The sequence below is a fragment of the Pseudomonas spirodelae genome, from assembly GCF_034653255.1.
Taxonomy (GTDB): Bacteria; Pseudomonadota; Gammaproteobacteria; order Pseudomonadales; family Pseudomonadaceae; genus Aquipseudomonas; species Aquipseudomonas spirodelae.
In genome coordinates this window covers 16849-39120 of sequence record NZ_JAYEET010000045.1, presented here as the reverse complement: position 1 = coordinate 39120, position 22272 = coordinate 16849, and the positions used below count along the sequence as shown (strand labels likewise).

The following is a 22272-nucleotide window of genomic DNA, read 5'->3' as shown; positions in this document are numbered from 1 at the left end:
GCGCCTGCTGGAGCCGGTTTAACGCGAGGGTAAGCCCTGCGCTGGCTGTGCAGGTGGACGCCGAATGTGTGGGGCAGGGCTGATGCCGCGCTGCATACCTGACGCATCAGTGCCTGGTGTAGGGCGTGAGCACGCTGATTGTTGTGCCCCGGCGAGCGAGCGCTGTTGCTAGCCTGGCTAATCGGTTAGGTTTTCAGGCAAAGTGCAGGTTACCAAGCATCTATGAAGTGGCAAGTTATGCCCTTTAAGTCGAGCGCCAACATGGACGGTGATAACAACGTTGCAGTCGACGACCTGCAGTATCTCGGCCGTCGTTCGTTAATTCGGATGATCTATGCCTGCACCGGGCTGACCCTCGGGGTGTTCTGCGCGTTGCAGTTTATGGCCGGCAATTACCTGTTCGCGAGCATTGAGCTGATCTTCTGCGTGGCGCTGTTGTGGGGTGTATGGGGCATTGTCAGGGCACGCAACCTGTTGCCTTGGATCTACCTTTACCTGCTGCCGACCTTCAGTTTTATGCTGTACATCATCGTTATCCCCAATGCCTCCAAGACCGCATTTGTCTGGGTCTACATCATCCCCGTCATGTCCTACCTGCTGCTCGGGCGTAAGCGCGGCAGCATGCTGGCGCTGCCCTTTGTGCTCGCCGCCTGCCTGCTCTACCTCAACACCTATCCCGTGCGTCTAGATGCCGAGGGGTTGATCGACCTGGGTAATGCGCTGTTGTGTGGTGTGTTGCTTATGGTCTTTGTGCACCTCTACGAAGCCCGCCGTGCCTTTGCTTATAAGCAGTTGCAGCTCATGGCGCGTACTGACGCCCTGACGGGCGTGGCTAATCGGGGCAGTTTTCAGCAGAGCCTGGAGCAGAGCGTACGAGAGGCCCAGCGCAGCCAGGCCAAGTTAGTGCTGGTGATCCTGGATGTTGACCACTTCAAGCGGGTCAACGATCAATACGGTCACGCTGCCGGCGACCAGGCCCTGCAGCATATCTGCAACAGCCTCAGCCAGCGCCTACGCAACACCGACACCCTAGGCCGCCTGGGTGGTGAGGAGTTTGGCCTATTGCTGCGCAATACCGGGCACAGTGCGGCCGAGCCCTTGGTGGAAATGCTGCGCGAACAAATCGCCAGTAAGCCGCTGACTTACGGCGACAAGCAGATCGTGCTGACGGTGACCTTTGGCATGGCCGAATGGCCCAGCGACGGCCAAACCGCCGAGCAGCTTTACCATTGTGCCGACCAGCGCCTGTATCGCGGTAAGGCACAGGGCCGAAACCAGTTGGTCGGCCGCGCAATGCCTAGTGTTCGCCTCAGCGAGTTCTGAGCTGGGCCTGCAGCCGTGCAGGGCGCCCACAGCGGCGACTACACTCACTCGGTAACCCCCAGCGCCGCGCTGAAAACTCAGTGCGCCAAGGCGCGGTTCACGAATCAATAGGTCAATCAGGGATTCTTCATGACCATTCTTTCGTCCTTTGCCAAACAGGTCGCCAAACTCTGGTATTCGCCTGATCTGCTCTTGATCGGTCAGCGCCGTGAGCGGCGTATGCGCATGCTCGCCAGTCTGGTGCTGGTGCTTGTAGGCAGTTTATGGGGCGTCTTTTTCACCCTGCAGGGGGGCTGGGGCATCGTCTTGATGGACCTGCTGCTGATCCTCTGTGGGCTGGGTGTATTTATCCTGACCCTGCGCAATCAAGTGCGCCTGGCCAACCTGCTGCTGTTTGGCGTGATTATCTTGGTGATTGTCGGCATGACCCTGCTGCTGGACCCCAACACCACAGCGGCGCCACGGGCCACGCATCTGTACCTGCTGCCCATTGCGGTGGCCGCGCTGATGGCGTTCCGGGATGAGCCGATCTGGTTACGCTACGGCGTTGCGTTGCTGTGTCTCGGGCTGTTCACCGCGCTGGCCTCATCATCCTGGGCCCCATCAAGCGCTTACAACCTGCCGGATGAGGTGCGCGTGACTGGCTCTTGGGTGCAGAGCATCGTGGCCATGCTGATGTTGTTTGTGCTGCTACATATTCTGCAGAGCGATGCCGTCGAGCGCTCAATACTTGACCGCGATTTGCACGTGGCGCTGCGTGAGCAGCAATTCGTGCTGCATTACCAGCCTCAGCTCAACCGTACGGGCCAGGTCATCGGTGCCGAAGTGTTGATCCGCTGGCAGCACCCGCAGCGTGGGCTCGTAGCCCCGGCCGAGTTTATTGGTCATGCCGAGCAAACCGGGATGATTATCCCGATTGGTCAGTGGGTGCTTGAGCAAGCCGTTAGGCAACTGCGCTGCTGGAACGACGAGCCGCTATTCGCAGGCATCGGCCTCGCGGTCAATATCAGCCAAAAGCAGTTTCGTCAGGCCAGCTTTGTCGCGGACACCCTCGCGCTGCTCGCCGAGCATGGCATTGATGCGCGGCGGCTCGATCTGGAAATAACCGAAACCCTGATCGTGCAAGACCTTGAAGACCTGCAACACAAAATGAGCGCCCTGGCCGAACGTGGCGTGCGCTTCTCGCTGGACGACTTCGGCACCGGATTTTCCTCCCTCAGCCACCTCAAACGCCTGCCCCTCGATACCCTGAAAATAGACCGCTCGTTTATCTGCGACGTACTCACCGACAGCAGCAGCGAAACCATCGTGCGTACGGTTATCGGCTTGGGGCAAAGCCTGGGCATGACTGTGATCGCCGAAGGCGTAGAGAGCGAAGCGCAGCAGCAATTTTTGCTCAGCAACGGCTGCACGCAGTTCCAAGGTTACCTGTTCAGTAAACCGCTGCCGCTGCAGGCGTTCCGGGACTATGTGGCGCAGCAGAACAGCTGAGCGGGAACTCGGCTCAGCGTTTATAGGCGGAAAGGTAAAAGCCGCGCAGTGCGCAGCTTTTTGTTTGCGGGGTACGTACGGATATAGGTGGCGGTTAAGCACTCGGTTCAGCTTGCCGGCTGAAGTGCGACTAGCTGCGCTGCAGCCAGAGCCTGGGGCATTCATGAATTTGCTAACCGGTGAGCCGATTAGCGAACCTGTTCGGCTCACTGCTTAATTGCGTTCATCTGACTGCTTGTGTCCTCAGGCTTGCCGTTGCCGGCAGATATCTCTATTTTTGCTATTAGCTGCCCATCCAAGCTGACGCCTTCGTACAAAACTGCCTCACTCCAGGCCATTCGGTTGGCGCTACCGCGAAGGCACCGGTATAATCCGCCCGCCTCTGAGGGCCCATAGCTCAGTTGGTTAGAGCAGAGGACTCATAATCCTTTGGTCCACGGTTCGAGTCCGTGTGGGCCCACCATAAAAAACAAAGAGTTAGGCCAGCCTTCGAGCTGGCCTTTTCTTTACTAGCCATAAAAAAATAAATTTGAGTACCGTTTTGGGTACCGTTTCACTCAACCTAAGTATAGGTCGCTCCCAACCACCTATAGCGCTGGGTCTGCGCAACTGAAGGGCCTACCTACCGAAAGAGCCCGCTATCCAAGCCAGGTAACGCCGATCAACGCAGCATGAAGGATCGGCTGATCAAACAATCCAAACCTAGCTTTACCCCACGACAAACTGCAATGAGCCCAACTGTTTGCTTGGCTTTCGCGGTGACACCAAAGCCATCGAGCTCTACGACGCAGCCACACTCTGGGTAATTGCACAGACTTGCCCACCCACTTGCATTCGACCTGACCAGTCATTTGCATTGGATTTGATCGGCATGCTGGCAGAGAACAGCCATTGCTGCCGGTCGCGACAGGCAACAACCGGCCAAAAGCGGACGTTTCGAGTACGGAAAATAAATCTGGCCCTATTACTCGTGCGGCAACGAGGCACGCGGCGTGTCGAGCGAACAGCTGATCGCCCTCGGCGCCCAGCTGCTCACGATTGCTGGCTGCGGCGCCATCGAGTCGCTGACCTGGCCACGACAGTCAAGATGTGCGCCTACGAGCTGAACCGATAGCGGATCAGGGAGCCGGTCTCCCGCTTGCTCAGAATCGACGCTCACCAGACTGCGCACGAAGTCGCCCCGCAATGCCTCCAGCATGGAATCTGACACCCCAGGCATGCCCGCAATGACGCGCGACGGCACCTCCTGGCGGACCCCGGTTTGAGGCTTGGAAGTCGTTAGAGAACCCAGGACTATTCAAACACCGTCTGTGCGAAGCTTGATGGGTTGGAACAGTCTGTTATCCCTTGTCTTGCCACTTGGTCCTGTAGTGACCAGGGCTTTCCCCGGTCCACTGCTTGAACGCTCGGTGAAAGGCGCTGGCCTCCTGAAACCCAGCCTGTTCGGCAATCTCCCCGATGCTCAGGTCCGTATTACGCAGGCGCTCGAAGGCGATGCTGCGGCGCACCTCATCCTTTAGTTCCTGGAAGGAGAAGCCTTCACGCTGCAACTGGCGACGTAAGCTGGCGACGCTTAGGCTGCGCGCTGCGGCCATGTCGGCGAGTGTCGGCCAGTATTCGTAACGGCAATCGCGCAATTGCTTGAAAACCTGGCTGCTCAGGCCCTGGCGATTGATAAAGCGCACGATCAGCCATTGCGGTGAGGTGCGCAGAAACTGCTTGAGTGTGATCTGGTCCTGCACCAGAGGCAGGTTCAGGTAGCTGGCGTCGAACGCTATCTCGCTATAGTTGGCTTCGAAGGTCAGGTTCGGACCCCAGAACAGGTGGTCGTCGCCGTGGGGCGGGCGCGGGTGGGCGAATTGCGAACGGTCGACGGGGATGCGCCGCCCGGCCAGCCAGCACAGCAGGCCGAGCACTATGGTCAGGTAGGTTTCCTCGGCGGCGCTGCTGGTGAGCCCGTCTGGCTGGCGATTGTCCAGGCGGATGATCGCCTGCTTGCCGCGTACGCTCAGGTTGCCACGTATGTCGCGCAGGAACAGGCCGAGGCTGCTCAGGCACTGCTTGAGTGCCTGACCGATGCTGGAGCACTGGATCACCCCCCGGCAGATCAGCGCAAAGCTGCCCTTAGGCATGCCGTGGGAATCGAGACCGAGAAACTCGTCATCCAGCTCGTGGGCCACGGCCAGCCAGAGCTTGGCGAAGGCGCTGGCCGCTACCCGGACCTTGCTATCGCCGAGCAGCTGCGGATCAATGCCGGCTTCGGCCAGCACAGCGGCCACCCGTTGCGGGTGCAGGCCATGCAGTGCCGTCTGGACAAAATAAACGGCTACCGAGTCTTTCTCTTGCATGGCCCTCGCTCATGGCTAATTGGCCGCCTGAAGTGGCAAAAAACATCAGGCAAGCCGGTCATTTTCGGCATAGGTAGTGGCGTTGGCCATCTCTAGACTGCGCCGCAGTGTAATCGCTGCGCGCTTTACTGGCATCGCAGTGAGCTAAATCCCTGTTAGTTGCCGGTTCATGCCCGCGGAGATATCTATGTCTACCCCTGAAGTCTATATCGTCAGCGCTGTCCGAACTGCAATCGGCTCCTTTGGTGGCGCGCTCAAGGAAGTGCCGCTGTCGCAGCTGGCCACCACAGCGGTCAGCGCAGCTTTACAGCGCAGTGGTTGCGCCGCCGAGCGAGTTGGTCATGTGGTGATGGGCAATGTGATACCCACCGAGGCGCGCGATGCCTATCTCGGCCGGGTGGCGGCCATGCAGGCCGGGATTCCCAAGGAAACCCCGGCCTTCAACGTCAATCGCCTGTGTGGCTCTGGCCTGCAGGCTATTGTTTCGGCGGCGCAGAGCCTGCTGTTGGGCGATTGCGATATCGCCATTGGTGCCGGCGCCGAGTCTATGAGTCGTGGTGCCTACCTGTTGCCCGGGGCGCGCTGGGGCGGGCGGATGGGTGATATGCAGGCCGTCGACTACATGCTCGGCATCCTGCATGACCCCTTCCATCGCATTCATATGGGCATCACTGCGGAGAACATTGCCGAGCGCCTCGGTATCAGCCGCGAAGCTCAGGACGCCCTTGCCCTGCAAAGCCAGCAGCGCGCCGCCCGCGCCATTGCCGAGGGGCGCTTCGCCGGGCAGATCGTGCCGGTAGAGGTGAAAACCCGCAAAGGTGTGCAGTTGTTTGAGGTGGACGAGCATGTGCGCGGCGAGACTTCGCTGGAACAACTGGCGGCGATGAAGACTGCGTTCAAGGCGGGTGGCACTGTCACCGCCGGCAATGCTTCGGGGCTTAATGACGGCGCTGCCGCGCTGCTGATGGCCAGCGGAGCGGCGGTCAAAAGCGACAACCTTCGCCCGCTGGCCCGTCTGGTGAGTTATGCGCATGCCGGGGTCGACCCTGAACTGATGGGCCTGGGGCCGATTCCAGCTACCCGCCTGGCCCTGCAACGTGCCGGCCTGAGCGTGGCCGACCTGGATGTTATCGAGTCCAACGAAGCCTTCGCCGCCCAGGCTTGTGCCGTAGCGAGCGAGCTGGACTTCGACCCGGCCAAGGTCAACCCCAATGGCTCGGGCATTTCCCTCGGCCACCCGGTGGGTGCCAGCGGCGCGATCATCGCCACCAAGGCCATCCACGAGTTGCACCGCATTCAGGGCCGCTATGCCCTGGCGACCATGTGCATCGGCGGCGGCCAGGGTATCGCCGTCGTTTTCGAGCGTGTCTGAGAGGCCAGCCTGATGACAATGAGCATTCAGCGCGCCGACGTGATCGGCGGCGGAATTATGGGCAGTGGCATCGCTCAGGTGTACGCCGTGGCCGGGCTGTAGGTGCTGCTGGTGGATATTTTCGCGGCCGTGTTGCTCAAGGCCGTAGTCGGCATCGGCAGCAGCCTCGTCCGTCAACTGAATAAGGCTCGGCAGCAGCGCTGCGCTGTCCTGGGGAGTTCAACGCACAGGTGGCGGCGGGGCGCCTGGGACGCAAGAGCAGCCATGGCTTTTATCGCTATGACTGATGGCCGGGTTGCGCAGGGCTATCAGTATGGCTAGCAACCTGCCGCAGCCGGCCGCTGCGCTGGGCGTAGAACCCATTGCGGCGGCGCCCTCGCGTATTGAGCAGATCCGCGGCAAGGCGCTGGAGCTGTTCGCCGAGCGCGGTTTTGCCCAGGTCGGTATGCGCGAGTTGGCCCTGCATGTAGGGATCACAGCGGGCTCGCTGTACCACCACTTCGTTAGCAAGGAGCAGCTGCTGTTCGAGTTGCTTGAGGAGTTCTATGAGGACCTTCACGAGCTGGTCGAACTGAGTGAGACGGGTACGCCCATGCAGCGCTTGCAGGCCCTGCTGCAGAGCCATATCGCCCTACATGAGCGCTGCCGGCTGCATGCGCGGATGGCCGAACAGGAGTTGCGCTGTCTGTCGCCGGCGCACCAGCAGCAGATTCGGCAACTGCGCAGCAGCTATGAAGACAAGTTGCTGTTGCACGTGCAGGCGCTCGGCGTTCGCGCGCCCACGACTTTGCTGCGAGCCTGCGTGCAAGGGCTGCTGGCCTGGTTGAATTGCGTGCCGAACTGGAGCGCGGACTGTGGCTTGCCCGCCGGGCAGAAACAGGCGTTGGTCAATGCCATGGCCCTGGGCGCCTTGGCCGCTGTACTCAAACAGCCAGGCGATGATGCTTGTGGCGTGCCGCTGTGGCCCGCTGCGGCCGCCCGGCAACACTGAATTTTTACCATCCGGGCATGCCCTGACACTATTCGAGAGACCCCAAATGGCTGACTACAAAGCTCCCCTGCGCGATATGCGCTTCGTGCTCAATGAAGTGTTTGAAGTTTCCAAGCTGTGGGCCCAGTTGCCGGCCCTGGCTGAAGTGGTTGATGAAGACACTGCAGCGGCCATTCTCGAAGAAGCCGGCAAGGTCACCGGCGGCGTGATCGCCCCGCTGAACCGCAGCGGCGACGAAGAAGGTTGCTCCTGGGCCAATGGCTCGGTGAAAACCCCAGCGGGCTTCCCGGATGCCTACAAAACCTACGCCGAAGGCGGCTGGGTTGGTGTTGGTGGTGATCCGGTATTCGGCGGCATGGGCATGCCCAAGGCGATCTCGGCCCAGGTCGAGGAAATGGTCAACTCGGCCAACCTGTCGTTCGGCCTGTACCCGATGCTGACCGCTGGTGCCTGCCTGTCGATCAATGCCCACGCCAGCGAAGAGCTGAAAGAAAAATACCTGCCGAACATGTATTCCGGCGTCTGGGCGGGCTCCATGTGCCTGACCGAACCGCATGCCGGCACCGACCTGGGCATTATCCGCACCAAGGCCGAGCCGCAGGCTGATGGCAGCTTCAAGATTTCCGGCACCAAGATCTTTATCACCGGCGGTGAGCACGACCTGACCGAGAACATCATCCATCTGGTACTGGCCAAGCTGCCGGACGCCCCAGCGGGCCCGAAAGGCATCTCGCTGTTCCTAGTGCCGAAGTTTATGGTCAACGCCGACGGTTCCCTGGGCGAGCAGAACAGCCTGTCCTGCGGCTCGATCGAGCACAAGATGGGCATCAAGGCTTCGGCCACCTGCGTAATGAACTTCGACGGCGCCACTGGCTGGATCGTCGATGCGCCGAACAAGGGCCTCGCCGCGATGTTCACCATGATGAACTACGAGCGTCTGGGCGTTGGCATTCAGGGCTTGTCCCTGGGCGAACGCAGCTACCAGAACGCCGTGGAATACGCCCGCGACCGTATCCAGAGCCGCGCGCCGACCGGCCCGGTGGCTAAAGACAAAGCTGCTGACCCGATCATCGTGCACCCGGACGTGCGTCGCATGCTGCTGACCATGAAAGCGCTGAACGAAGGCGGCCGTGCCTTCTCCAGCTACGTGGCCATGCAGCTCGACACCGCCAAGTTCAGCGAAGACGCCGCCACCCGCAAGCGCGCGGAAGAGCTGGTTGCTTTGCTGACGCCGGTGGCCAAGGCCTTCCTCACCGATATGGCGCTGGAAACCACCACCCATGGCCAGCAGATCTTCGGCGGCCACGGCTATATCCGCGAGTGGGGCCAGGAGCAGCTGATCCGCGACTGCCGTATCACCCAGATCTATGAGGGTACCAACGGTATCCAGGCCCTCGATCTGGTCGGCCGTAAAGTGGTCGGCAGCGGCGGTGCGTTCTACAAGCACTTCGCCGAAGAGATCAAAGCCTTTACCGATTCCGCCGACAGCAGCCTGGCCGAGTTTATCGAGCCGCTAAAAGGCGCCATCGCCAACCTGGAGCTGATGACTGCCGATCTGCTGGAGCGGGCCAAGGCCAACCCCAACGAAGTTGGCGCCGCCTCGGTCGAGTACCTGCAGGTATTCGGCTACACCGCCTACGCCTATATGTGGGCACTGATGGCGCGCACCGCCCTGGCCAAGCAGGATCAGGACGAGTTCTACGTGAGCAAACTGGGCACCGCGCGCTTCTTCTTCGCTCGCCTGCTGCCCCGTATCCACTCGCTGACTGCTTCGGTTAAAGCCGGTAGCGAAAGCCTGTACCTGCTGGACGCTGCGCAGTTCTAGCCGTTGTGCAAATAAAAGGCTCCGGCTCGCCCTTGGGTCTGATGCCGTCTAGAAAAAGTGTTGATGGATTGAACTGAGAGGCTTGTCTTACTAAGGAGAGAAAACCCTCGGCAGATAATTGCTCCGATGGTTTTCTGCTTCTAGGCCGCTGGATACAGCCGAAATAAGCCATTGAGCGGTGCCGTCGTCTATGCAAAATCCATCTTTTTCAGAACCGGACAGAAGCGGGTGGATTGCTGTTCGTAAAACCTTTGCAAAATGTATCCTGGCATTTAGGATGACTTCTGGTTCGGCCATGTCATAGGGATAGGGCCCGTGAGTCACGTAAGAACCACCTGCCCTGAAAGGGGCGCCGTTCGGCGTTGCCCAGCATGCCCACATCCGCTACCCATACCATCTTTGCCGAAAGCTTCTTCCGCTTGAATGCAGAGCTGTTCGCCCCGTTCTTGGCCGAGGCCGGCCTGGACGAGCGGATTCTACATGCCCCCGATGTGGAGATTCCCGCGGCGAAGTATGCCGAGTTCTGGGAGATTCTCGGGCGTCGGGTGGATGCGTCGATCGGTCTGCGCATCGGTATACAGACCGTTAGCACCACCCTTGGCACATATGGTCAAGCAGTACGCAGTGCGCCAACCATGCTCTTGGCACTGCGCTGCTTGAGCCATTTCGTCGTGGTGTTTTCCCAGGCTATCCGGGTGGATGTAGAGATCGGCGAGCGGCAGGTGGTTTTGTCGTATCAGGTTACCGATCCGACCATAGTGCGGCGACGCCAGGACTCCGAGTTCACCATTGGCTTTTTCCTCAGCCTGTTGCGGGAGATCAGCCAGAACCCGCAATTGACCCCGGAACGGCTCGACTTTGAGCATGAGACGCCGGCTGATCTGTCGCTGCACCGTGAGGTGCTGGCGTGCCCGCTGCACTTCAAACAGCCAGATAATCGTCTGTATTTTCCGCGGGCCCTGTTGGACATGCCGGTACGCACCGCCGACCCGCGTCTGTTCCAGGCCCTGGAACCCTTTCTCGAACAGCAGCGGCAGGTCAGGGCGTCGGCCAATGATCTGCTCACCCAGCTGACCCGGCATATTGCCAGCAGCCTGAGCAGTGGCGGGGCCAGCCTGGAAATGGTGGCGCAGAGCATGGGCATGGGGCCGCGCACTCTGCAGCGACGCTTGGCCGAGTACCAGGTGGAGTTCCGCCTGCTGGTCGAGGAGGTGCGTCGTTCACTGGCCGAGGCCTATGTGGCGCAGGACGAATACAGTCTCACCGACATTGCCTTGTTGCTTGGCTATGCCGAATGCAGTTCATTCAGCCGCGCCTTCCGCCGCTGGACCCACGTCTCCCCGCAGCAATACCGCCTGCAAGCCAAGGCTAATCACACCTAGTTTTTTGCCTGGCTGACGTCAGATGTCAACGACATTGACGTGCGCTGGCAAGCCCTCCCGTACCGCCACTGTTAGTTTCTGTCCCCAAGGTGGGCATGACCTTTCCCGGCCGGCATCGTCTGGCGCGGTCGGGATTTTTTTAGCTGTGCTGTATGCCCGCCATCGATAACGACAAAAAGATGAGGTGTGGGCTAATGGCCGAGCATGAGGACGGCGCCAAGGGCGTCAGCCGCCGCAATTTTTTGCGTGGCGCCGGAGTGGGTGCGGTTGCCGTCGCTGGGGTAGGGGTTATGACCCATGCCACGGCTGCGACGGGCGATAGCTGCAAGACGGCGGGTTGCGACTATGACGTAGTGGTGATCGGCGGTGGCTTCGCCGGTGTCACGGCTGCGCGCGACAGCCGCAAGAATGGCTACAAGACCCTGTTGTTGGAAGCCCGTAATCGCCTGGGCGGGCGTACCTTCACCTCCGAGTTTGACGGCCACAAGGTCGAAATGGGCGGCACTTGGATTCACCAAGCGCAGCCCTTCGTCTGGGCCGAGAAAGAACGCTACGGTCTGGAGCTGCAAGAAACTCCAGTCAGCAGCGCGGCGCTGACCAACGAAGAGTATGTGGTCAAGGTCGGTAACACGACCCACAAGCTGGCCGGCGAGCAGTTGCTGCCGCTGCTGGCAGCCTTCGATGCCTTCTATAGCGAAGCGCGCCAGGTCTGGGACCGCCCCTATGACGCGCAGCACACCTGGAAAGAAATCATCCAGCGTGACAAGCGCACTGCCAAGCAACGCCTGGATGAGCTTAAGCTCGATCCGGTTCAGCGGGTGGCGGTCGACAGCTTTGTCAGCGCGACGTCGCATGCCCCGCTGGACCAGACCTCCTACGTCGATATGCTGCGTTGGTGGGCGCTGGCAGGCTGGAACCTGCAGGGTTTCAACGATGCTGTTGTACGTTACAAGCTCAAGGACGGCACCATCGGCCTGATCAATAAGATGATTGAGGACGGCAAGCCGCAAGTGCGCCTGTCGACCCCAGTGAAGAAGATCGAGGACAAGGGCGATCACACGGTGATCACCACCCAGAGTGGCGAGAAGATAGTGGCCGCTAGCGTGATCATCGCGTTGCCGATGAACGTGCTGCCCAACGTCGAGTTTTCCCCGGCGCTGGATCCTGCCCTGATCGAAGCCGGCAAGCAGAAGCACAGCGGTGCTGGGATCAAGTTCTATATCAAGGCCAAGGGCGGCTTTACCAAGATGGCGAAGATCAACGCCATGGCCGAGTCCAGCTACCCGGTGAGCCTGGTGATGGCGCACTACGTAAGCGACGACCACACCCTTTTCGTCGCCTTCGGCAACGACCCGAGCAAGATCGATATCTACGACACCCAGGCTGTTCAAGCGATTCTGGAACCGCTCTTCCCGGGCATCCAGGTCGAGGGCACCTATGGCTACGAGTGGACCCTGGATCCTTACAGCCTGGGTACTTACGCCACCTACAAACCTGAGTGGTTCGAGAAGTACTACGCGCACTTCCAGAAGGATCGTGGCCGCATTCTCTTTGGCCAGGGCGACCATGGCGAGGGCTGGCGCGGGAGCATTGACGGCGCCATCGGAGCCGGCACTAGGGCGGCCCTGCGCGCCAAGGAGCTGCTCGGATGAAGCTGCACAACTTCACTCATTTGCTGACCGCTCTCGGCTTGCTGGGCGTGATCAATCTGTCCGCACAGGCCGCTGAGAGCTGCGACCCGGTGGCTGGCCAGAAGATTTTCGAAACCCGCTGCAGCGCCTGCCATTCGCTCAGTGAGCACAAGGTCGGGCCACAGCTCGGTGGTGTGTTCGGCCGTAAGGTCGGTTCCGCTGCGGGCTTCGGCTACACGCCCACCCTGCAGCAGGCCGGCTTTACCTGGGATGCGGAAAAGCTCGATGCCTTCCTCGCGGGCCCCATGACGTTCCTTCCCGGCACTGCTATGGCCTTCGGTGGCTTGCGCAAGGCTGAAGAGCGCCAGTCCCTTACCTGTTACCTGCGTCAACAAGGAGCCAAGTCATGAACATCACCATCTTCATCAAACCCAAGTGCCTGCTGACCGTAGCTGTCGCGTTGCTACTGCTGGTTGATCCGAGTCTGATCTTCCGTTGGCTGGGTCTGCCGCTGGGGGTTGACGGCATGCTGCTTGGCCGCCTGCTTGGCGCTACCTATTTGGCGGTTGGCTTGGGCTTCTGGTTTATCCACAGTCTCGAAGACCTGCCCCGGCGCGACTCGCTGTTGATGGTCGGCTGCGACTTGGTGTGCACCGGTCTCGTCGTTCAGGCGCTGCTGGCCGGGGCGATGAACCCGCTTGGCTGGGGCCTGGCGGCGGTCTACCTGGGCTCTGCGCTGGGTTTCGGCTGGTGCGCCAGCCAGGCTGCCGGAAAGCCGGCCTACGCCTGATCCCTATACCGCTGCGCCGCACAGCGGCGCAGCGCTCCTGCACAATAATTCCAATGGGAGAGCAATACATGAGTATTGATTTCAACAAGACCCTGCTGTGCAGCGCCCTGGTGGCGTTGTTTAGTGTTTCCAGCGCCCAGGCGGCGACCTCGGCCGACCTGGCCAAGCTCGGTAACGAGCTGACCCCGTTCGGCGCAGAGAAAGCTGCCAATGCCAACGGCAGCATCCCGGCTTGGGACGGCGGTTTGACCCAGGCTCCGAGCGGCTGGCAGCCGGGCCACGGCGACCCCTACGGCGCCGACAAGCCGCTGTATTCCATCGATGCGAAAAATCTCGCGCAATACCAGGCGCAGCTGCCGGCTGGCCAGGTGGCGCTGATCAAGACTTACCCGGGCTACCGCCTGGACGTCTACCCGACGCACCGTAGCTGTACCTTCCCGACCGAAGTCGCCCAGCGCACCAAAGAGTTCGCCGCCCAGAGCAAGATCGGCAGTGATGGCTGGAGTTTGGAGCAGGCTGCCGGCGCCTCGATTCCATTCCCAGTGCCGCAGAACGGCATCGAAGTGATGTGGAACTACAAGCTGCGCTACATGGGCATGGGCCGTCGCGCCCAGGTATCGATGCTGATGCGCGAGAAGGGTGGGGCGCTGACCGAGCTTAAGCAGTGGGCCCACGAGTATTACCCCTACAACGACCCGGCGGTGAAGAGCCCGGCCGATACCGGCGACTTTGAAGCCAAGATGCTCTACGACGTGTTGTCCCCAGCATCGCGCGCGGGCGAGATGTACCTGGTGCACGGTTACCTGGATAAACCACAGGACTCCTGGATCTACTTCCCAGGCCAGCGCCGCGTGCGCCGTGCGCCGTCATTTGCCTATGACAATCCGATCGCCGGCACCGATAGCCTGTACTTCGTCGACCAGATGAACATGTTCACCGGGGCGCTGGACCGCTACGACTTCAAGCTGGTCGGCAAAAAAGAAATGGTGATGCCGTACAACTCCTACAAGTTGATCGACAAGAGTAACAAGTTCGAGGACCTGATCGGCCAGGACTACCTCAACCGCGACGTTCAGCGCTATGAGCAGCACCGCGTGTGGGTGGTTGAGGCCACGGTGAAAGCCGACAAGCGCCACTCCTTTGCCAAGCGTGTGTTCTACATCGACGAGGACAGCTGGGCGCTGTTGCACGTCGACATGTACGACGCCAAGGGCAACCTCTGGCGCGCGCAGGAAGGCAGCATCTGGGCCAACCCGCAGACCCAGTCCTGCACAGGCTTCGAGTACTCGATGTACGACCTGGTCGCACGTCGTTACCTAGTCGACGGCTTCACCCAGGAAGGTGAGGTGCTCGACATAACCGCCGGCATCGAAGGCCGGGTCAGCGACAAGATGTTCAACGCCAATGAACTGCGCCGCCGCGGCGAACGCTAAGAACCCACCCAGGATCTGCTGCGCGTCGGCCATACCACGTATCAATCGGGCTCGGACTGATCATTTACAGTTCGTAAATTCGGCGACCTCGCCCGATTGATACGCAGACGTTCACCCTTCGGGCCAGCCTCCGGCTGTTACTCCCGATGGTTGTTGCGACTTGTCTGGCTCTAGCTAGCGGATCCTGAACAGGCTCTACGACTGTTTAGAGGAACACTCATGCATAACAACAATAAAGCCGCGGCCCAAGCCGCGTCGGGATTCGTTCGTGTGAATAATCGTCTGGCCCTGGCGGTGATGGCCGCCTCCAGCCTGATCTGGATGGAGCCTAGCCACGCCATGCGCTTTGGCTCTGAGGACGGTATCTCCGGCAGTTTCGACTCCACCCTGACCTATGGCATGTCCACCCGTCTGCAGTCGCCCGACTGCCATATCATCGGTGGCGATAGCGGTGGCTGTAACGATGGCGCTGACACTGAGCTGAGCAACTATTACAACCTGACCAAGGGCAATGGTTACGCCAACTCCGACATCAACTACAGCAACTCCGACGATGGCAACCTCAACTACAACAAACACGATGTGTTCTCCCACGTAGTTAAGGGTACCCACGAGCTGAGCTTGGCGTTCGGCGACGGCTGGAGCGCCCTCGGTCGGGTCAGTTGGGCCAAGGACTTCAAGATGGACAACACCCGGCGCACCGAGCTGGATGGCCCGGGCGATCGCGAAGCCACCGAACGCCTCGATCTGCTCGACATGTGGGTGGCCAAGAGCTTCGACCTTGGCGAGATGCCGGCCAAGGCCAAGGTTGGCAACCAGGTGATCAGCTGGGGTGAAGAGATCTTCATGCCCGGTGGCATCAACCAGATCAACGCCCTCAGCCTGCCGAAGTACCATACCCCTGGCACCCAGCTGAAAGAGGTGTTTATCCCGGCGCCGATGGCTTCGTTCAATATCGGCCTGAGCGACACGCTAAGCCTGGAGGCGTATTACCAGTTCAAGTGGAATGCCTATGGCATCGACCCGGCGGGTACCTATTATTCCGGCTCCGATGTGGTGGGCGAGGGTAATCGACCGATCTACTACCCCACCAATTATGTCGACGGCTTTTACGGTGCCGGCTTCTGTGCTGCAAACATGCCTAACGGACGTTGTGGCGAGCCGCTGATCAGCGGCCTTGACGACGCTACCCTGGTGGCCAACGGTCTGGCGATTCCTTTCGCCGGCGAACGCGATGCCAAGGATGACGGCCAGTATGGAGTCGCCCTGCGCTGGAATGTGGAGGAGATCGAGACCGAGTTCGGCTTCTTCTATCAGCGTTATCACGACAAGCTGCCCTTTGTCGGCTACACCGCCACGTCCAACCCGGACCTGCTGCTGGTCGACAATTACTTCATCAACTATGGCGAGGACAAGGATCTGTTTGGCCTGTCCATGAACACCATGGTTGGCCCGGTGGCCGTAGGTGCGGAGTTGTCTTACCGCCCGAACGACAGCGTTGCCATTGATCCGACGGTGCCTTTCGGTGCGGCGTTCAGCGGCCAGTTCAACGAGTTCAGTGTGTTCGACACCGGAGTCCACAATGGCTTCGTCGAAGAGAAGAAATGGCAGGCCCATGTGAATGCCATCTACACCTTCTCGGCCAACGATACCCTGGGCTTCATTCCGAGCAGCCTGGGCGCCTCCGATGGCTACCTGCTGGCCGAGGCGGTGGTCACCCACTACCAGGACCTGGATACCACGGGGCAAACGCCGTACTTCCTGCCGGATTTCTCGCTGCCGGATAAAACCTCCTGGGGTTATGTGGCCGAACTTGGCATCAACTACCCGAACGTGTTCGGCAGTGGCATCACTGTGACCCCGCAACTGGACTTCTACCACGACGTCAACGGCACTACGCCGAACGCCTTGCCTTTCGTCGAAGGGCGCAAATCACTGACCAGTTCGCTGCTATTCAACTACCGCGATCGCTGGAAGGGTGGTTTGCAGTGGGTGCAGTACTGGGGTGGCGGGGATAACAACCTGATGGCTGACCGCGATTTCTTGAGTGGCAACATTTCTTACTCGTTCTGATCGGGGGTAGGGCGGGCCAATCCCGCCCTCAACCCTTCGCTTCATTATTCAGGAAGGCATAACCATGCTCGCTTCTCTGGTGCTCGGTCTCGAGCGCTTCTTTTTCCGTTATCGGCTGTCGACCTTGGCGGTACTGGCCCTGGTGACGCTGGTGATGGCCGGCTTTGCCTCGCAGTTGCGCATGTCTGCCGGTTTCGACAAGCAGCTGCCGCAGCAGCACGAATTCATCAAGACCTTCAACCAGTACCGCGACGTGCTGTTTGGTGCCAACCGCGTCATCGTGGTGCTGCATGCCAAGGACGGCGATATCTGGAACAAGGAAGCGCTGACCAAACTCTACGACCTGACCCAGACCCTGTTCTTCATGCCCGGCGTCGATCGCCGTACTGTGACCTCGCTGTGGACCCCCAATACCCGCGCGGTGCAGATCACCGAAGAGGGTATGAAGGCTGAGGATGTGATCGGCGGTGACGTCACGGTTGGCACCCTCAATGATCAGGCGATTGTTGGCATTCGCGACCGCACCATAGTCGGCGGTTTTGTCGGCAGCCTGGTGGCCAACGATTATTCCGGCGCCATGGTGGTGGCGGAGCTCTCCGACCCTGACCCGCAGACAGGCAAGCGCCTGGATTATCTGGAGTTCAGTCAGCGCCTGGAAGACGACATCCGCGCCAAGTACGCCGACAGTCATTACGAGGTGCAGATCATCGGTTTCGCCAAGCAGATGGGCGATATCGGTGCCGGCGCAACCAGCGTGATGGGCTTTTTCGCCTTGGCCTTCCTGCTGACCTTGGCCGCGGTGTATTGGTACACGCGCTCGTGGGTACTGACATTCCTGCCGCTGTGCTGCTCGCTGGTGTCGGTGGTCTGGCAGTTCGGCACCATCACCTTGCTCGGTTTCGGCCTCGATCCGTTGGCCATTCTGGTGCCCTTCCTGGTGTTCGCCATCGGCGTGTCGCATGGCGTGCAGCAGGTCAACTATATCTCCAAGGAAGTCTGCAACGGCGCCGATGCGATGACCGCCGCGCGCCGCAGCTTCGGCGGCCTGTTGATTCCCGGCACGCTCGCACTGATCACCGCCTTCGTCGGCTTTGCCACCTTGGTGCTGGTGCCGATTCCGATGATTCGCGAGCTGGCGATTACCGCTTCGGTCGGCGTGGCTTACAAGATCGTCACCAACCTGATCATGCTGCCGGTGCTGGCCAGCTACTTCAGCTTCGACCAGGCCTACGTCACCCGCGTCGGGCGCCTGCAAGCATGGCGCGACGGCGTGATGAGCAAGCTGGGGCGTTTGGCCGAGACCCGCAACGCAGCGGTCGGCACATTGCTGTGCCTGCTGCTGCTCGGGGTCGCTGTCTGGCAGAGCCAGGGTCGGCATGTAGGCCATGTGTTACCGGGGGCGCCGGAGCTGCACAGCGATTCACGCTACAACCAGGATGTGCAAAGCGTGGTCGGGCACTTCGGTCTCGGCCTGGACCTGTTCACCGTGGTGGTGGAGACGCCGCAGAACGGCTGCTACCAACACGAAGTGATGGCCTACACCGACCGCCTGACCTGGTACCTGGCCAACGTGCCTGGCGTACTCTCGGCGCAATCGCTGCCGGCGCTGACCAAGTTTTCGGCTTCGGGCGTCAACGAGGGCAATCCGAAGTGGGCGGCGCTGCCGGTCGATGAACTGAGCCTCGGCGAGGCCGTGCGCCAAGTGCCAGAAGGGCTGCGCTTGTACAACGCCGACTGCACGCTACTGCCGATCAACCTGTACCTGGCCGACCACAAGGCCAGTACCTTGAAAACCGTGGTCAACGCGGTGCAGCAATACCGTACCGAACACCCCATGGATGGCGTCACCGTGCGCCTGGCCAGCGGTAACGCCGGCGTGCAGGCCGCCACCAACGAGATCGTCGAGACGTCCGAGCTGCCAATGATGCTCTACGTCTACCTGACCATCGTGTTACTGGTTCTTCTGGTCTACCGCGATTGGCGCGCGATGGTCGCCTGCTGTGTGCCACTGACCCTGGCCACCTTCCTCGGCTACTGGTTCATGAAGGAGCTGGACATCGGTTTGACCGTTGCCACCTTGCCGGTGATGGTGCTGGCCGTCGGCATCGGTGTGGATTATGCCTTCTACATCTATAACCGCCTGCAACTGCATCTGGCCGAAGGCCAGGACATCGTCAACGCCTTCAAGCTGGCATTGCGTGAAGTCGGGGTGGCGACCATTTTCACGGCCATCACCCTGTCCATCGGCGTGGCCACCTGGTCGTTCTCGGCGCTGAAGTTCCAGGCCGACATGGGCTTGCTGCTGACCTTTATGTTTATGGTCAACATGCTGATGGCCATTACCCTGCTGCCAGCCATCGCGGTGATGCTGGATGTGCTGATTCCGCGCCGGGGGCCAGTCCGTGCGCCCCTTATCGCGCACTGAGTGGAGGGACGCAAAATGACCCAGAAAGACTTCACCCCCCTGCGTTTGCTGCTGGCGTGCGCCTTGCTGGCGTGCGCCAGCGTGACCCTGCATGGCCACGCGGCCGAGGCGACCCCGAGCATGCGCCTGGAACAGGTGCAGCACGCACCGCTGGTGGCCGTAGGCAAAAGCGGTTCGCGCCTGGTTGCTGTCGGCGACCATGGCGTGGTCGCGCTTTCCGAAGATGGTCAGCACTGGCGGCAGGCCCAGTCGGTGCCGGTGGACGGCCTGTTCACCGCACTGAGCTTTGCCAATGCCCGCAACGGCTGGCTCGTCGGTCATAGTGGCATGCTCTTGCGTACCGAGGATGGCGGCGAAAACTGGATCTTGCAGCCGCCTCTGGAAGACCAGCCGGTGCTGCTCTCGGTGTGGTTCGAGAATTCCCGTCATGGCATCGTCACTGGTGCTTACGGCTATATCAGTGAGACCCACGACGGCGGCCAGAGCTGGCAGCGCCTGACAGTGAGCGAGGAGGGCGACGACTTCCACCTCAATCATATTTTCGCCGGCCCGCAGGGCAGCTTGTTTATCGCCGCCGAGGGTGGCAACGCTTATCGCTCGCGGGATAACGGCGCGACCTGGCAAGCGCTGGATACCGGTGCCAGTGGCTCGCTGTGGAGCGGCACCACATTGCGCGACGGTCGCGTGCTTCTGGTGGGCATGAGCGGGCGGGTGCTGCTCAGCGAAGATGCTGGCGATTCCTGGCGTGAACTGGACAGCGGGAGCCAGGAGGCGATCACCGCCGTGACCCAACTGGTCGATGACCGCGTGGTGCTGGTCGGTAATGGTGGTCTGGTGAGCGTCGCTGATCCCGAGTTGCAGCGCTTTCGCGCCCAGGTGCGTGCCGACCGCTTGAACGTCGCCGCGCTGGCTACGCTGGGCGCTGGTCAATTAGCGCTATTCAGCACGCAAGGCGTGCTGAAACAGGACTTGTAAGAGCGGCAACGCGTAACGATCTCGCCGAATTCCTACCTCCATGCGATGGGGCTGGAGCTAGGCGAGCCAGTGCTAGGGTCTCGATCTGCAGCGCCACATCGGCCCGCAGCCGCGGGCGTGTAGTGGCGGTGCTTGATTCAATTATTCGACCAACGATTTTCCGGTGGTGTCGACCACCGAGGAGCAGGACTATGGCTGATAGCGTGCCGATCGCGAGAAAGGACCTACCACCTGGTGGCCTGATGGATGCCCGCAACAGTATCGCTTCGCTGGCAGGCTGGACTGTCCACGCCAGACTTGCAGAGGCCGATCAGGTTCACCAGGCACGTCAGGCCCGCTTGAAGTTCCTCAAGGAAGGCGAACTGCCCAGCGGTGTGCTGCGCGAGGAAATCTATACCTCCTGGCGGCGCAGTCTCGGGCATGGGCTGAACTGCCTGGAAGGCGAGATGCTGGACTCGCAGCAGGATCATGACCTGCAACAGCTGCTCGCGAATAACCGCCTGCTGATCAACGCCGCGGCGCCGGAGATGGAATACCTGGTGAGCCAGCACGGCAAAAACGGATTAGTAATCCTGGGTGATGCTCAGGCCAATGTACTGGTGGTTGAAGGCCAGACCGAGCTCCTCAACATAGCCGGCTTGCGCGACATCAGACCCGGCAGTTGCTGGAGCGAAACGCTGCGTGGCACCAATGCGGTTGGCACTGCACTGGTGGAAGGACGGCCGATCCAGATCAACTGCGGCGAGCACTACTTGGACCGGCTCAGCCCCTTCTCCTGTACTTCGGTACCGCTGCGCGACCCGCAAGGGCAGGTGATTGGGGTGCTTGACCTGACCCGCGACGGTGCCATGGCCCAGCCCCAAGACAATCTGGCGACCATGCTGCTGGTGGCGAGCGCTATCGAAAACCGATTATTCGGCCAGTGTTACCCCGAGCATCTGCTGTTGGCCTTCCACAGTCGGCTGCAATACCTCGGTTCCGCCTGGCACGGATTACTGGTGCTAAACCTGGATGGAGAGGTCGTAGCCGTCAACGATAGGGCCTGCGACCTGCTGCAGCGCGACCGGGGAACCCTGGTGGGCCAGTCTGGGCGCGACTTGCTCGGCGAGCGCTCGCCGCAGTTTATCGCCCGTCTGCTGCAGGGTGGGATCAGCAGTGTGCAGACCGCCAAGGGCGAGTTTTTCCTGCGCCTGGTACAAGTGCCGCGTCACACCGGCCTGGGCGGTGCGGTGCAGGCCCCCAAGGCACCTGTTGCCAAGTCGAACGTGCTGCAAAGTCTGGCCGGGCGCGACAGCCGTCTCGCCCGTTCCCTGCGCATGGCCCAGCAATGTTTGGCCAACGACCTGCCGGTGCTGCTGCTGGGCGAAACCGGTACCGGCAAAGAAGTGGTGGCTCGTGCTCTGCACCAGGCTGGTCCGCGTGCCAACCGGCCGTTCGTCGCAGTCAACTGCGCGGCCATCCCCGAAGGCCTGATCGAGTCGGAGCTCTTCGGTTACCGCGAGGGCGCCTTCACCGGCTCACGCCGTGGCGGCATGCTCGGCCGGCTGATGCAGGCCAATGGTGGCACGCTGTTCCTCGATGAAATCGGCGACATGCCGTTGAGCCTGCAAGCCCGTCTGTTGCGCGTGCTGCAAGAGCGCAAGGTGGCACCCTTGGGCGCCAGCGAGGAGTTGGACATCGACGTGGCCGTGATTTGCGCCACCCACCGCGACCTCAAGCAGCTTGTGCAGACAAAAAGCTTTCGCGAAGACCTTTATTACCGGATCAACGGCGTCAGCTTGCGCCTACCCGCGCTGCGTGAACGCGATGACATCGATGACTTGATTGGCACGCTGTTGAGCAAGCTCGGTGCTAGCCAAGTGCGCCTCGACCAGGAGCTTGGCGAGCTGCTCGGCAATTACGATTGGCCGGGCAATATCCGCCAACTGGAAATGGTCCTGCGCGCTGCGCTGGCGATGCGCGAAGGAGCGGAAAGCGAACTGGGCTTGGAGCACCTGACCGACAGTCTGCTGGACGATCTGACCTCCAGTTGCCGACAGCCTTGCGGTCGTATCCGGGAGAATGAACTGGAGCTGATCCGCAACTCGCTCGAACGGCACCATGGCAATGTGTCCGCTGCGGCGGACTCCCTGGGCATCAGCCGCGCGACGCTGTATCGCAAGCTGAAGCAATTACGCGCTTAGCAGTTGGGCAGCCATTCCGTTGCCCATGCT

The 22272-nt window shown here is 60.8% G+C and carries 15 protein-coding genes and 1 tRNA gene; 15 read left to right on the top strand and 1 reads right to left on the bottom strand.

Annotated features, from left to right (window positions below; all coding sequences use genetic code 11):
• The first annotated feature begins 222 nt into the window (after positions 1–222).
• From SOP97_RS14655 to SOP97_RS14645, 3 genes are all read left to right on the top strand, one after another.
• On the top strand, positions 223–1323 hold the full coding sequence (locus SOP97_RS14655; RefSeq protein ID WP_322949813.1) for a GGDEF domain-containing protein: 1101 nt from the start codon (positions 223–225) through the stop codon (positions 1321–1323).
• Positions 1324–1452: 129 nt separating this feature from the next.
• Positions 1453–2814 (top strand): putative bifunctional diguanylate cyclase/phosphodiesterase, encoded by a 1362-nt coding sequence (locus SOP97_RS14650; RefSeq protein ID WP_322949811.1) that lies wholly within the window; start codon positions 1453–1455, stop codon positions 2812–2814.
• Between the two features lie 386 nt (positions 2815–3200).
• Positions 3201–3277 (top strand) — tRNA-Ile (locus tag SOP97_RS14645).
• 877 nt (positions 3278–4154) lie between these two features.
• Here SOP97_RS14645 and SOP97_RS14635 read toward each other — a convergent pair.
• A complete protein-coding gene (locus tag SOP97_RS14635; RefSeq protein ID WP_042926386.1) occupies positions 4155–5162 on the bottom strand; it encodes an AraC family transcriptional regulator in 1008 nt (335 codons plus the stop codon).
• Between the two features lie 187 nt (positions 5163–5349).
• On the opposite strand from SOP97_RS14635, the gene SOP97_RS14630 reads away from it, so the two are divergent.
• From SOP97_RS14630 to SOP97_RS14575, 12 genes are all read left to right on the top strand, one after another.
• Positions 5350–6534, top strand: a complete 1185-nt coding sequence (locus SOP97_RS14630; protein WP_042926387.1) for an acetyl-CoA C-acyltransferase family protein — start codon at positions 5350–5352, stop codon at positions 6532–6534.
• A 313-nt stretch (positions 6535–6847) separates the two neighbouring features.
• Positions 6848–7525 (top strand): TetR/AcrR family transcriptional regulator, encoded by a 678-nt coding sequence (locus tag SOP97_RS14625; protein ID WP_048512671.1) that lies wholly within the window; start codon positions 6848–6850, stop codon positions 7523–7525.
• A 46-nt stretch (positions 7526–7571) separates the two neighbouring features.
• Positions 7572–9350, top strand: coding sequence for an acyl-CoA dehydrogenase C-terminal domain-containing protein (locus SOP97_RS14620; protein ID WP_021205664.1), 1779 nt, complete (start codon positions 7572–7574; stop codon positions 9348–9350).
• Between the two features lie 371 nt (positions 9351–9721).
• Positions 9722–10732, top strand: coding sequence for an AraC-like transcriptional regulator QhpR (gene qhpR, locus SOP97_RS14615; RefSeq protein ID WP_042926392.1), 1011 nt, complete (start codon positions 9722–9724; stop codon positions 10730–10732).
• A gap of 194 nt (positions 10733–10926) precedes the next feature.
• Positions 10927–12384, top strand: a complete 1458-nt coding sequence (locus tag SOP97_RS14610) for a flavin monoamine oxidase family protein (RefSeq protein ID WP_042926393.1) — start codon at positions 10927–10929, stop codon at positions 12382–12384.
• Complete coding sequence (locus SOP97_RS14605; protein WP_052813583.1) at positions 12381–12773, top strand: c-type cytochrome; 393 nt, start codon at positions 12381–12383, stop codon at positions 12771–12773. The genes SOP97_RS14610 and SOP97_RS14605 overlap by 4 nt, the downstream gene beginning before the upstream one ends.
• Complete coding sequence (locus SOP97_RS14600; RefSeq protein WP_041110800.1) at positions 12770–13153, top strand: hypothetical protein; 384 nt, start codon at positions 12770–12772, stop codon at positions 13151–13153. Before SOP97_RS14605 ends, SOP97_RS14600 begins: the two co-directional genes overlap by 4 nt.
• A 68-nt stretch (positions 13154–13221) precedes the next feature.
• Positions 13222–14586: a DUF1329 domain-containing protein gene (locus tag SOP97_RS14595; protein WP_322949801.1), complete on the top strand. Its 1365-nt coding sequence runs from the start codon at positions 13222–13224 to the stop codon at positions 14584–14586.
• A 219-nt stretch (positions 14587–14805) separates the two neighbouring features.
• Positions 14806–16659 (top strand): DUF1302 domain-containing protein, encoded by a 1854-nt coding sequence (locus SOP97_RS14590; protein WP_322949800.1) that lies wholly within the window; start codon positions 14806–14808, stop codon positions 16657–16659.
• A gap of 64 nt (positions 16660–16723) precedes the next feature.
• Positions 16724–19084, top strand: a complete 2361-nt coding sequence (locus tag SOP97_RS14585; RefSeq protein WP_031760885.1) for an efflux RND transporter permease subunit — start codon at positions 16724–16726, stop codon at positions 19082–19084.
• 15 nt (positions 19085–19099) lie between these two features.
• On the top strand, positions 19100–20059 hold the full coding sequence (locus tag SOP97_RS14580; RefSeq protein ID WP_031760887.1) for a WD40/YVTN/BNR-like repeat-containing protein: 960 nt from the start codon (positions 19100–19102) through the stop codon (positions 20057–20059).
• A gap of 242 nt (positions 20060–20301) precedes the next feature.
• Positions 20302–22242, top strand: a complete 1941-nt coding sequence (locus SOP97_RS14575) for a sigma-54-dependent Fis family transcriptional regulator (protein WP_322949796.1) — start codon at positions 20302–20304, stop codon at positions 22240–22242.
• Positions 22243–22272 lie beyond the last annotated feature (30 nt).